The sequence below is a fragment of the Brucella tritici genome (assembly GCF_008932285.1).
Taxonomy (GTDB): Bacteria; Pseudomonadota; Alphaproteobacteria; order Rhizobiales; family Rhizobiaceae; genus Brucella; species Brucella tritici.
This window is the reverse complement of sequence record NZ_WBVY01000009.1, coordinates 24,931-36,910: the sequence shown is the minus strand read 5'-3', so window position 1 is coordinate 36,910 and position 11,980 is coordinate 24,931. Positions and strand designations below refer to the sequence as shown.

Here is an 11,980-nt window from a genome sequence, read left to right as displayed (position 1 = left end):
CGCTAGCCCCCCAGCGCTCTGTTCATGCGCTGGAGGCGCATCCTGCCCTCCGCCTCTTCGGCATTCTTGCAGTTGGCCGTGTTCTGCAACGATCCCGGGTTCTCACGGCAACGGCGGAGATGGTCGGACCGCAAAGCACTGTCGGCCATAAATTCGCTGACCGTCCACGTCCGCTCCGGCACCTCCGAGCAGGCCGAGGTCAATAGGAGCAGAAGGACGGCCAGCACTTGTCTCATTGGCCGAGCGCCGTGTTCATCGTGTCGATGCGTCGGCGCCAGTCTTCGGCCTTGCGCTGCTCCTCGACCTGCGCCTGCGCTTGCTGGACCATCTGCAAGCCCTGCATGCGCAGAACATCCGTCTGGAGAAACGCCGATTCAGCCTGGATGCGCGCCTGAAGGTCGGCGATGTCCTTTGCGTCACTGGCCGACGAGATCTGCTGACGCAACTGGTCGATCCCGTCAATACGCTTCGTGGCCGCATCGTAGATCTGTTGCCCAAGGCTCATCTGGCCGGCGTTACGTTGCTGAACGCGCGACAGCTCCTGCGCGTAAAAATCGTTGGCGCTCGTATGGTAGGTCGAATTGCTTTCTAGAAAGCGAGAGGCCGCCTCTCCGAAGACCCCTGAGCCGTTGCCGTTGATCAGGCCCTCGATCGCCGAGAAATTCTCCGGCAGAGCTTTGCGGATCGCAGGGTCCTTCAGCACGGAAGCGACGTCGGCCATATTGGTCAGCTTGTTCAGCGAGCCGAAGAGCTGCTCGGCCTGCGTGATCTGCTGGTTCAGCGCGTCGAGCTGCGACTTCAATTGCGCGATGCTCTCGATGTGCTTGGCGATCGCCGTTTGGTCGATAACAGGGATGCCCTGCGCCTCAGCGAGCTGTGCCGACAAAACGAGCCATGCGGCGACGGCCGCTGCGGATTTCCATTTACGCATCATCCGGCACTCCTTTGCTGCTGGAAGAGAGGCACCCAAGCCTCAGGATCATCGCCGACCTTGGCGCGGATCGTTTCGACAAGCTCGACATTCGCCGTCCGGCCGGAGAGAATGGCGAGTTCATCGTCAAAGCCGGCCAGATTCAGCTCGGCCACGACAGAGTTGTGCCCCTGCTTGACGATGAAGCGGCGGCTTTCGTTCGACAGCTCGCGCGCGATCAGTTCATACTCGCGCTCGGTGAGCTTGAATCCCCCGACATAGTCGTCGTGACTGCCCCGCGAATTCGGCATGAACACCTGGGTAGGGCACTGCTCGATGATGGTGTGGGCGATCGGCGACGCGATGGCATCACGCGCGCTCTGCGTCGCAAACAGCATCAGGCCATTCTGTTTGCGGATCGTCTTGAGCTTGTTCTGGGCAAGATCGCGAAAGCCCTCGTCGGCCAGCGCCTTCCAGAACTCGTCGATGACGATGATGATCCGACGACCGTCGATGAGCTGCTCGACGCGATAGAAAAGATACGACATGAGCGGCGTGCGGATTTCCTCATTGTCGAGGAACTGCGTCATGTCGTAGCCGAGGAATTTGGCCCCGATGCCGATTTCGTCCCGCTCGTTGTCGAAGACCCAACCAAGCGGCCCTCCCCGCTCCCATCGCCGCAGCCGAGCGGCGATGCCTTCCGGGTCCGTATTGTTGAGAAACGTTCTTAGCGCTCCGATCGTCCGGCGCTCGACCGGCAGATCGGCCAGCCCGTCGATCGCGCTTGCGATATCGCGGACTTCCGCCACCGCCAGCTCCCGGCCCCTGGCACCGACGAGCTTCGCGATCCACTGCGCCAGGAACACCTTGTTTTCCGCTGTGAGATCGAGAGCCTGCAGCGGAGCACAGCCGGTCGGCACACCGTTCTTCAACGGCAGATAGGTGCCGCCCGCCGCGCGCACGAACAGGTCCGCGCCCCTGTCCTTGTCGAAGAAGACGATATGCGGATCGTGCTTTTCGATTTGTGACAGCAGGAAGTTGAGCAGTACCGTCTTTCCTGACCCGGACGGGCCGGAAACGAAGGTATTGCCGAGATCGCCGAAATGGAGATTGAAATAGAACGGTGATCCGGAGGCTGTCTTGAGCATCGCCACCGCCGGACCCCATTCATTGCCGTCGCGCTGACCGACCGGATAGGAATGAAATGGCGACAGCGACGAGAAATTTCTCGATGTGATTGAGCCGGATCGCGCCCGATAACGGAAATTGCCGGGAAGCTGCGCCCACCATCCGGATTCGAGGCCGAGATCCTCACGCGCGACCACGGCTCCGCCATTGGTCAGATGCGAGCGCGATTTCGCCAGATTGTCGGTGAGTTCCTTGATCGTGGCCGCATAGACCGTGAGCGTCAGATGATGATCCCCAAGAACAAAGCGGTTCGATTCCAGATTGTCGAGAGCCTCGTCCAGTTCCTCGATCTGCGAATTCGCCTTGTCGCCTGCGCTCACCATCTGATTTTGCTTGCGGCCCATGACCGTCTTGGCGTCGCTCTTCGAAAGGAATGAGAAGCTCTGCGTCAGCACCAGCTCGAAAGGGACCGTAAGAAGTCCGCCGAGCATCCCCGGACGGGTCCGGGCAGGATATTCCTTGAAGCCGAACATGCCGGCATAGCGGCTTGAGCCTTCGTGGCGAATCTCGATGGCTTCGCGGCCGACGATCACGCGATCGGAATAGATCGCCGATGACACTCGGCCCTGGGTCAGCGGTACGCGCTCGCGGCGTCCTCCGACAAGCTGATGCAGCACCTCGCTTGGCTCGGAGAAGACTACACCCTCATGCTCATAGAGGGTCAGCACGCGCGGCCCGAAGCGCTTCAACCCCGCCTCGACATCAATGGTCGCGTCATTGAGATGCTTCAGCGCTTCTTCGTCGTGTTCAACGCCGCCTCGACGCGCCTTGCGCAGCCGGGAGAACAATTCGGCCAGCCGCTCGGCCGGATCGCGGCCTGGATGCCAGACAAGGGTCAGGTAGAGGTCGTTGCGGAACAGATCCTCGCCTACCATGCGCTGGCGATATTTCTCGTTCAGCCGACGAGAGAATGGGGTGCGGAAATCGCCTTCGGGATACTGGTTGTCACGGCGCCGGATCACATGCGTCCACAGCGCCAGCCGTTCATCAGCGATGTTGCGATAGAGCGTGTTGAGATCTCGATGCAATGCGTTGAGGTCGAGCGTGTCCGCCGTTTCGAACGAGACGCCCTCCAGCGCGATCATCACCATTAAGGCGCGGGAATCGAGCGCGATCACCCGTTCGTCGACATGGCGGACGAAGGGAATAAACGTTTCGGGTTCGATCTCCCGTTTCTTGGTGGTGGCGACGCTAGACAAGGCCGAGGTCCCTTTCGTCATAGCGCCGCACCAGTTTCAGCGGCGTCACGGAAGAACCACCCCAGACCGTGCCGTTGCGCGCCCTGCCACGCGTCTCGATCCAGGCCATGAGGACGCGAAACATATTGTGGTCGTGCTTGATGATCGCCTTGAAGATGAGGTGGAAGGCCACCCCGACGAGGGCGTAGACAACTGACCCGGCGACGATGAACAGGGTCGTCGTGGCGATCATGTTGAACCCCATCGCCTCCATGGTGACGCCGGCAATCATCGCCGGGCGTGTGCAGGCGAGAAACAACGTCTCCTCTTCAAGCTCGACCGTTTGCGCCATCGTCAGCCGCCCGCGATCGTGTTGACCAGCTCGGTCGCGCCGAAGATGATGCCGATGCCAAGAACGACGAAGGCCGCCTTGCGCAGATCGAGATATCCGTACATCCAGGCAATGCCGACAATGGCGACCGCTATGACGGCGAGCAGCCGCATCACGTTGCCTTGGAGCATGTTGACGATGTTCTGCAGCACCGTCTCGATGCCCCCGGCCTGCGCCATCGCTGGCTCCGCGGCGGCCAGCGCGAAAACGGCTGCCATTGTGAGGACTGCTGCGAAAGGCCTGACACGCGCGCCAATCGTCATTGCGAGATCTCCGGATTGTCTTTTGAGAAAACAAGGACGGAGGTTCCCCGCCCCGAATTGAATACGTCCCATTGCGGCGCCGGTGGCGAACGGCCGACCGCCTCCTGGTCGTGCTCGCCGCTGACGACTGACTTTTCGGCCTGCTCGATCCCAGGGGAAGCCCCGCCCCCCTTTTCGCGAGCTGGCAACGGGCCAGTGTCACCTTCCTTGAGCGTCAGCGCCTCGAGCTGCGGCGCCAGCCGATCGCGCTCGGAGAAGACGCGGCGGTCATATCCGACCATCTCGCCCGTCGAACTGTCGCCCTGCCCATAATAGGCGCGCAGCATGAAGGTCTCGGCCTGGCCGTCAGCCGCGCCGGCCTTGACCGCAACACGGTAGTAGCCGTCGAGCAGCCGCGCCGTCGCCTTCAGGTTCAGGCACACATCGAAGGCGTCGGAGATGCTGAGGCCGAGACGGCTAAGCTGGCTGGCGTTGACCCCGCCGAGGCCAAGATCGAGATCCTGACCTTCCGCGATCATGACGGTGGCGGTCTCAATCGCCTCCGCCTTGCTCTTCGGCTGGTCTGCCAGCGGGTAGCCGGAGTTGATCCTGATCGCCAGCGGCCTGAATCCGCTTTCGACGCTGACGATCGCCGCAATCGTTTCAGTGGCTATCTGTGGAGCACAGGTCTGGGCAATGTCGAAAAATCCCCCCACCATGACGTCAGAACCACACGCGCTGACGCCCCACTCCATCGATGGTCACATCGACAAATCGCGGCTTCTCCCGAATATTGGGTCCTTGGGTGATGATGGCGGTGCAGGAATATCGACCGTCGACGCGCTCCCATCGTGCGGACATGGCCGTCCCGCTTCCACCATTTTCGTCATATCGGCAGAAGCTCGCATTGACGACCTGCCGTTCGGTGGAGACGCAGCCGACTTCCTGACCGCCGTGGTCCCCGCCGCGATAGACGAGCCGGAAGCCATCGTTGCAGTAGTACGGCTCATATCCCGGCCTTGACGCCTTGAACCCGACCCCAGTGCAGATCGGGAAGGAATGACCTCTGGCGAGGTGACGCCAGAGCTTTTCGATCGGCGGTCGGCACTCGGCAAACTCAGTCGCCCCGCCCGGATTGGAAAGGCAGAGGATGACCTGGCAACCCCAATCATCCGCGCGCGCAATACTCCCGGAAATAGGGTATAATGAGATTAGCCAGAAAGTAGCCCAAATAGCCCGAAAGATAGCGCTTTTCATGCCGACCTCCCACACACATCCGCCCGGAATGGCTCTTAAAGGGGCAGGTTCAGGGCAGCTTGTCTATAGCATATCCTGTAGTTAAACACATGCCAAGCCCCCTTCAGATAAGATGGCATAGTACGATTTTTGCGACCCTCATAACGCAGGAGATCATGTTCAAGCCGCTGGCCGACGAGACGCCCTCGTCGCGATTAAGGCAGCTTGGAATGATGAATCTGTTGTATAGTCTCTACAAAGCTGAGTCGCCCCTGACGCTAACGGCAGTGACCGAATTGACGGGAATGAACCGTACTAGCGCGCAGGAAACGATTGATCCGCTTGTAGAGCGGGGTCTCCTTGTCGCGTCCATGGGCAGAACTTCCCTCGGTCGAGGGAAGGCTTGGCAGTATGAGATCGCGCCGCACATCTTCGAAAAACTGCGCGATTTATACGGCGAGTAAGCCGGGAGTATAGCTCCCGGTCCGACATCGCTCCCGTGAATCACTTACTGTGGCTTTGGCTGGAGTATTGCGCCGGCTGGAGGGCACGCGCATACTTACACAATCGAATCGGCTGCTTTGGCGAGCAGACTGATTCGATTGGCGTACCTAAATCAACGATTTTGGAGATGTAACAACGGCAGAAACGGAACGACCCCGGAAGTTGGCGCTTCCAAGGGCCGGTTCATTCAGACGGTAATTTTCCCGAAGCCCTTTGGCGAAGACCCCGGCTCATTTCTCATTCCGGATAATCGCAAAAGGCCGAATCAGTGTCAAGCGAAAACGCCCGTCCGGCGAACGATCCCGCTTTGCCGTTTTTCGGAAGGAAAACGGACGATGAAATCCACAAACTACCCTGGCGAAGGCCAGGGGGCGCGACGGGCCTATCCCGGCGCTCGGAAAATCACGCCTGAAAGTTTGGCCGCGCAACAGGGCGTTCGGGCCTACGCAGAAAGCAGGACATTGCGCATCAAGCGCACTCAGGCACTGCAGCTCGCCAAGCGCGCGGCTGCGGCCATGAGGCTCGGCGCGGCAAAGATCGCACTGCTCGACAAGCTGTTCGGCTGCTCGCCGGCGGCGGATTGGGACAATCCCGAGGCCAGCCCGATCGTATGGCCGTCCAACGCAACGCTGGCCAGCAAGCTCGGCCTTTCGGAGTCGACCACCCGCCACCATCTGCGCGGCCTGGTCGCTGTCGGGCTAATCGCGCAAAGCTCACATCCGACATTCCAGCGGCGCGGCCTGCGTGATCGTGATGGCCGGATCGTCGAGGCCTACGGCATCGACCTTTCTCCGATCATCACCCGCTACGACGAGCTGCTCGAACTTGCCGAAGCCTATGAGTACGAGGCGGCCGAGCGGCGCAGGCTCGGTTATCGGCGCACGACCATCCGCCGGGACATCGAAGCGATCCTCGACAGCGCTCGCAAGGCGGATCTCGACGGTCCGTGGCAGCAGATACAGGCGCAGCTCGATGCGCTTCGCGAGGCATCCGTCGCCGATCTCGATGTTTTTAGGGGCGTAGTCGAAGCCCTCGAAGCTCTGAGGGACGATGCGGAATCGGCATTTGAGGATGCTTCTCTACGTTCAGATTTAGACACCGCGGTGGCGATATATCGCCGGGTACAAACTACAGCCGATGAATCCCCTTATTCTGATAAAAGTAAAACGGCTTTCGAAAAAAAGCCTGGGGCAATTTCGAGGTCCGCGCAAGAATCTCAACGCCGGAAGTCCACGCTTGCCGATGACGTGCAGCATATTTCGCTGTCGCTCGTTAGGGACGCCTGCCCTTCCATAGTCGAATTTGTGCCCAATGCCTTCGAAAGCTGGAGCGCCCTTCGTGATTCCTGGCGGGGGATGTGTGCGGTCGCCGCGATCAACCCGCAGGTCTGGCAGGAAGCACAGAGCCAGCTCGGGCCGGACATCGCGATCTCAGCTCTCGCGGTGACGGTCCAGAAATACAGCGATGGGATCGTTGAAAATCCAGGTGCTTATCTGCGCTCTCTGGTAAAGCGTGGGCGCGCTGGAGAGCTATTCATCAGCAGATCCCTTTTCGCGCTGGCCAAGGATCGGCTTGCCGCGAAGTTGGCGGGGTCTGCAGCTCCGCGAGCGAGCGGGTTCCCGAAATCGGGCTCGATCGGCTTCGGTAGATGGGCTGAGATTGTTCGCCGTCACGCTCCCGCTCCGGCTCCGGACGCTGATATCGTCGCGCAGGCCTTCCGTGGCTGGGCGACCTCTCGCGGCATCGATCTCGATCAGCCGAGTATCGAAAAGACCTTTGCGACGTTCTGCACGAAATGGAGGCCGAATTGAAGTTGATGCGCTCGGCGTTGATTGCAGGCATGATTAGCGGTCCGGGCCAACCGGCCTTGGCGCAGGCGTTGCCTGAAGCAATCACAGGGCTTGCGCAGGTGTATGATGCTCGCAGCTTCGATCTCCTGCCGGCGCCAGCCGACGCTGGCCGATATCCCACGGCGAACCGGATACGCCTGGAAGGGGTAGAAGGTTGCGAGGTGAGGCAGAAAGCGGAACTGGAGGGAGTGCAATGGCCGTGTGGTGCGGTTGGCGCGGCCTGGCTCGTGGGTTTGACGCTCGGGAAGACGGTGGAGTGTCGGCCGACACGGTTTGAACGGGGCGGCGACAGCGCATATCGCGCTCAATGTTTCGTCGATGGCCGGGATCTTGCTGCAGAGGGCATACGCGCGGGCATGTTGGTCATGGCGACGCCGGCGGGAGAACCTCCCCTGCCCTCCTATGCGGAACTGGAGGCCGAGGCGCGCGCGGCGCGGCGTGGGATCTGGTCGAGCCATTTCGAACTTCCGTCGGAATGGCGACGTGCCAACGGATCATATAATCCTCTGGCGCCGTCGCGATGAGGCCGCCGGCCAGCCGCGGAGAGGGAGGGCCGTTTGGCGCCGCCGCTCCTGGTTCAGGCAATTGTTGGCGATGACCGCGTGAAGATTGGTATCGTCCTGGCCTGCGTAGCGGCCGAACTGCCGTGTTGCTCTGTCTGTCGCCCTCCCCGCGACTTCGGCGGTTGGTCATTGATGCTCAACATCTGGTGAGTCTACGGTTGGGTCGCAATACGTTTGTTCCGGGCGCTATCGGGCTACAAAAGGCATGGGCGACCCGCTTGGAGAACAGAAGTCCTCTCTACACGATGCCATTCGAGGATGTCCCGGTTGCCCGCTGAGAGGCAAGTTGACGAAACGAGTGATTGCGCCGGCGGTCCTGATGAATGACGAAACGCCCATAATATCAACGGCATATGGTGCAAGCAATCTGCAATCATGCTGATAGCAAGCGAGATGATAGCAGCATGAGAGCTATCGGAAAGCGTGCGGAGAGCAAGCAGATTGCGCGCGATCATGCTTGCATGCGTGCGCGCTTGCTGTATGCTTGCGCGCTATCAGCAAGCAGGCTTGTAGCAAGCAGGCTTGTAGCAAGCGTGCTGAAAGATTGCAGAAAGCGGGCTTTCGGACAGCAAGCGTTCAGAAAGCATTTACGAAAGCGCGCTAGATTGCAGAAAGCTATCAGCCCAACAGGAGAAACCCATGCCGGTCATATGTGCGGCAAACCCGAAAGGCGGCGCCGGTAAGTCGACGACCATCATGGCGATCGCGGCGACGCTCGCTCAAGCCGGTGCAAACGTATCCATTATTGACGCCGACCCCAATAAGCCCATTACCGATTGGCGGACAGGGGCCAGCAAATTGAGCATCAACGTCGTCAGCGACGTGACCGAAAGCAACATCCGAGACCTGATCGCAGCAGAGGCAGCGAAGTCGACCTTCGTTCTCGTTGACCTTGAAGGCACCGCGAGCCGTCTGGCCTCACGCACGATCATGCGCGCGGACCTGACCTTGATCCCGCTTGGGGGCACCGCGCTTGACGCCAAACAGGCCGCGCGTGCGGTCGAATTGGTGCGGGAAAGCGAAGCCGATATGGGGCGGAGCATCCGCTATGTTCTCGCCTTCAACCGCACGAGCCCGCCACCATTCTCGCGGCGCATCGAGCGTGAAATCACCCGCCAGATGAAAGACAACGATTTGCCAGTCTTGCGCACGCATCTGTACCAGCGCGAGGCCTTCAACGCCATGTTCATGCAGAAGCTCAGCCTCTTTGAGCTGGACCCGAAAGAAGTGAACGGGCTCGCAGCGGCGATCGAAAATGCCCAGACACTCACAGCCGAAGTGCTGGAACTTCTGCGCGGGGATGAGCAGGAAAGGAAGGCGGGATGACCGCAAAAAACAACGACCTCGGATTCGGCGCCAAGCCGAAGGTCGACATTTCTGGGTTCAAGCCGACCCCGATCGTCGAGCAGCCCGATCCGGATAGAGAAGACCGCGCCGAGCGCGCCGCCGAAAAGGTCGGCTTCGTCAGCCGCGAACCGGTAACGCGCGTGGAGCGCGTGCGCCGGCAGTCCGAGCCGCAGGATTCCGCCTATGTGCGCGGGCCGGTCAGCATGATCAATCGCTTCAAGCAATACTGTAACGATACGGGCCTGTCCTATGGCGAGGCCCTCGACGAGCTGATGAAGCGGGCCGGCATCTGATCCGATCGGCGACCGGACTAGGCGCCTGCCGACGGTTCCGCGTCGCTATCTGCCGGTGACACCAGGCCGAGCTGCTGGGCGCGGTCGAGCTGGTTCTTGACCGAGGAGGCCGACCACTTCAGACCGCCCCGCGGTGTCCGCTCACGCAGCTTCTCAAGCTGCCCGGCGATATCGCGGAGGCTGAGATCCGGGTTGGCTGCCGCAATGCCGGCGACAAGCTTCATCAGGCGATCCTCGGGCGGCGAGGGGAGGGCGCGTTCGAGAAGCTCGGGCGAGGCCAGCCCTGATGCGACCAGGGCCTTCACGGAGCGCCGCAGCCGCTCCTGCGTCCACACGATACCGCTCAGCGCCAATACCCGTGTCACATCCTCCCAGCTATTGCCGGGGCGCATCCGCTTCACGATCGGCATCCACGAATCCATGGTCGATCGCAGCTCCGCTTCATGGTTCGATCGACGGGCGGCCGAGATCTTCGCGATCGCCGCAGGCTTTCTCGCTCGCAGGCCCGGATTGCCGGGCATCCGGCCTTTCGCCTTGGCCGACCGGACGCCGGCCTTGGTGCGCTCGGAGATGAGCGCCCGTTCAAGCTGCGCGACGGCACCGAGAACCTGCAGCGAAAACATTCCCTGGGGGGTTGAGGTGTCAATCGGATCATGCAGCGACCGGAAATGAGCGCCGCGATCGGTCAGGTCCTCGATCACGGCGAGCAGATGGCTCACCGATCGCGCCAGCCGATCGAGGCGGACAACGACGAGAACGTCGCCGGCGCTGATATTGGAAATCAGCCTGGTGAGGGCAGGGCGGGCGCGCGATGCACCGGAGCCATGCTCGGTCACGATCCGCGTGCAGCCGGCGGCCTGCAGCTCGGCCGTCTGCGCGTCGGTCTGCTGATCCTCGGTGGAGACGCGCGCATAGCCGATAAGGCGCTGCTTTGTGTTGGGGCGCTTCATCGAGCAGCCTCCAGGAGCTGGCCTCCGAGCTGCCGAAGAGGCAACACCTCGATATCGCCGGAAAGCGGAAATGCTTCAGCACCGGGATAGACGACGATGCGGCGATCGGGCTGCAGATCCTCGCACGCATGATGGAAACCGCGCTCGACTTTGGGGCTCAGGCTTCGCTTGATCTCGATTGCCCATTTCCGGCCGCCGGGAAGGGTAATGACCAGGTCGACCTCGGCGCCGGCCGAGGTGCGATAGAAATTCGACCGGCTGCCCTCGGGCAGGACGGCATGTACGGTTTCGATCACGAAGCCTTCCCAGCTCGCGCCGCTGATCGGATGACCGAGAACGTCATCGAGGGTTTCGAGCCCAAGAAGCGTGTGGACGAGGCCGGAATCGCGAACATAGACCCGCGGGGACTTGACCAGCCGCTTGCCGGCATTGCTGTGCCACGGCTCAAGCCGTCGCACTAGCAGCAGATCGACCAGCAGGTCGAGATATGAGGCGACCGTTTTGCCGTCGACGCTCAGCGAGCGCGCGAAATCCGCCGCATTGAGCAATCCCGATTGGTGATGCGCCAGCATTGTCCAGAAACGGCGAAGCGTTTCGGCTGCAATGCGAGGGCCGAGCATCGGAATGTCGCGTTCGAGATAGGTCCGGATGAAGTCGGTCCGCCAGCGCTGACTGGCGCGGTCATTGGCAGCGATAAGGCTGTCGGGAAACCCGCCGCGGACCCACAGCTTGTCGAGTTCGCCGGCCTCGACCTCCAGACCGTCGATCGGCGCCAGCTCTATATAGGCGATCCGGCCGGCAAGGCTCTCCCCGGATTGCTTCAGAAGATCGATGGACGCCGATCCCAGCAGCAGGAAGCGCCCTGTACGCAATCCCTTGCGCCGGCCGCGATCGATCAGGCCGCGCAGGTTCTGAAACAGATCCGGCAAACGATGCACTTCATCGAGGATCACCAGCCTGTCCTCGAAACGGCTGAGATATAATTCCGGCTCGGCCAGCTTGGCGCGGTCAGCGTCGGATTCGAGATCGAGATAGATCGACGGCCGCCTTTCACCGATTTCGAGGGCAAGTGTCGTCTTGCCCACCTGGCGCGGCCCCAGAAGGGCCACGGCTGGGCTGGTATCAAGGAGGTCTTCGACCTGTTTGGCTTTACGACGGTGAATCATCCTTGCAATTATGGAGCCTCGCTCCTGATTTGCAAGGTAATAAGCACGGAAGCCGCCGCCTGTTCAAACTCAGAAGACACGAGAAAACGATCGTTTGTAAACGTCTCTAGGCGCTTTTGCCGGCCGCGTTTTGCTGCCAAACTGCTGAAAATCCCGACATTT

15 protein-coding genes are annotated in these 11,980 nt (G+C 61.1%); 6 read left to right on the top strand and 9 right to left on the bottom strand.

Features of this window, described 5'->3' with window-relative positions; all coding sequences use genetic code 11:
* Positions 1-2: 2 nt before the first annotated feature.
* Genes F9K94_RS22685 through F9K94_RS22655 form a run of 7 tightly spaced genes read right to left on the bottom strand, consistent with a single transcriptional unit; the run spans position 3 to position 5,166 of the window.
* Complete coding sequence (locus F9K94_RS22685; protein ID WP_151648814.1) at positions 3-236, bottom strand: EexN family lipoprotein; 234 nt, start codon at positions 234-236, stop codon at positions 3-5.
* Complete coding sequence (gene virB5, locus F9K94_RS22680; protein ID WP_151648904.1) at positions 233-931, bottom strand: P-type DNA transfer protein VirB5; 699 nt, start codon at positions 929-931, stop codon at positions 233-235. Before virB5 ends, F9K94_RS22685 begins: the two co-directional genes overlap by 4 nt.
* On the bottom strand, positions 931-3,318 hold the full coding sequence (locus F9K94_RS22675) for a VirB4 family type IV secretion/conjugal transfer ATPase (protein WP_235920676.1): 2,388 nt from the start codon (positions 3,316-3,318) through the stop codon (positions 931-933). The genes virB5 and F9K94_RS22675 overlap by 1 nt, the downstream gene beginning before the upstream one ends.
* On the bottom strand, positions 3,290-3,628 hold the full coding sequence (locus F9K94_RS22670; RefSeq protein WP_151648812.1) for a type IV secretion system protein VirB3: 339 nt from the start codon (positions 3,626-3,628) through the stop codon (positions 3,290-3,292). Before F9K94_RS22670 ends, F9K94_RS22675 begins: the two co-directional genes overlap by 29 nt.
* A gap of 2 nt (positions 3,629-3,630) precedes the next feature.
* Positions 3,631-3,930, bottom strand: coding sequence for a TrbC/VirB2 family protein (locus F9K94_RS22665; RefSeq protein ID WP_151648810.1), 300 nt, complete (start codon positions 3,928-3,930; stop codon positions 3,631-3,633).
* On the bottom strand, positions 3,927-4,664 hold the full coding sequence (locus tag F9K94_RS22660) for a lytic transglycosylase domain-containing protein (RefSeq protein WP_407922066.1): 738 nt from the start codon (positions 4,662-4,664) through the stop codon (positions 3,927-3,929). Before F9K94_RS22660 ends, F9K94_RS22665 begins: the two co-directional genes overlap by 4 nt.
* Positions 4,633-5,166, bottom strand: coding sequence for a hypothetical protein (locus tag F9K94_RS22655; RefSeq protein WP_151648808.1), 534 nt, complete (start codon positions 5,164-5,166; stop codon positions 4,633-4,635). Before F9K94_RS22655 ends, F9K94_RS22660 begins: the two co-directional genes overlap by 32 nt.
* Before the next feature lie 155 nt (positions 5,167-5,321).
* On the opposite strand from F9K94_RS22655, the gene F9K94_RS22650 reads away from it, so the two are divergent.
* The 6 genes from F9K94_RS22650 to F9K94_RS22625 all read left to right on the top strand — a co-directional run bounded on the left by F9K94_RS22650 (position 5,322) and on the right by F9K94_RS22625 (position 9,702).
* Positions 5,322-5,609 carry a MarR family transcriptional regulator gene (locus F9K94_RS22650; RefSeq protein ID WP_235920675.1) on the top strand — a complete coding sequence of 96 codons (288 nt, stop codon included), beginning with the start codon at positions 5,322-5,324 and terminating at the stop codon, positions 5,607-5,609.
* A 375-nt stretch (positions 5,610-5,984) separates the two neighbouring features.
* Complete coding sequence (repC, locus tag F9K94_RS22645; protein ID WP_151648804.1) at positions 5,985-7,460, top strand: plasmid replication protein RepC; 1,476 nt, start codon at positions 5,985-5,987, stop codon at positions 7,458-7,460.
* A gap of 5 nt (positions 7,461-7,465) precedes the next feature.
* Entirely contained in the window at positions 7,466-8,023 is a 558-nt protein-coding gene (locus F9K94_RS22640) for a hypothetical protein (protein WP_235920678.1), read from the top strand.
* A gap of 122 nt (positions 8,024-8,145) precedes the next feature.
* Positions 8,146-8,340, top strand: coding sequence for a DUF4113 domain-containing protein (locus F9K94_RS24965; protein ID WP_407922065.1), 195 nt, complete (start codon positions 8,146-8,148; stop codon positions 8,338-8,340).
* Positions 8,341-8,701: 361 nt separating this feature from the next.
* Positions 8,702-9,388 (top strand): ParA family protein, encoded by a 687-nt coding sequence (locus F9K94_RS22630; protein WP_151648800.1) that lies wholly within the window; start codon positions 8,702-8,704, stop codon positions 9,386-9,388.
* Positions 9,385-9,702 carry a hypothetical protein gene (locus F9K94_RS22625; RefSeq protein WP_151648798.1) on the top strand — a complete coding sequence of 106 codons (318 nt, stop codon included), beginning with the start codon at positions 9,385-9,387 and terminating at the stop codon, positions 9,700-9,702. Before F9K94_RS22630 ends, F9K94_RS22625 begins: the two co-directional genes overlap by 4 nt.
* Before the next feature lie 17 nt (positions 9,703-9,719).
* On the opposite strand, the gene F9K94_RS22620 is transcribed toward F9K94_RS22625, so the two are convergent.
* The gene (locus F9K94_RS22620) at positions 9,720-10,652 is read right to left on the bottom strand and encodes a recombinase family protein (RefSeq protein WP_151648796.1); all 933 of its coding nucleotides are present in this window, start codon (positions 10,650-10,652) and stop codon (positions 9,720-9,722) included.
* A complete protein-coding gene (locus F9K94_RS22615; protein ID WP_151648794.1) occupies positions 10,649-11,818 on the bottom strand; it encodes an ATP-binding protein in 1,170 nt (389 codons plus the stop codon). The genes F9K94_RS22620 and F9K94_RS22615 overlap by 4 nt, the downstream gene beginning before the upstream one ends.
* Positions 11,819-11,980 lie beyond the last annotated feature (162 nt).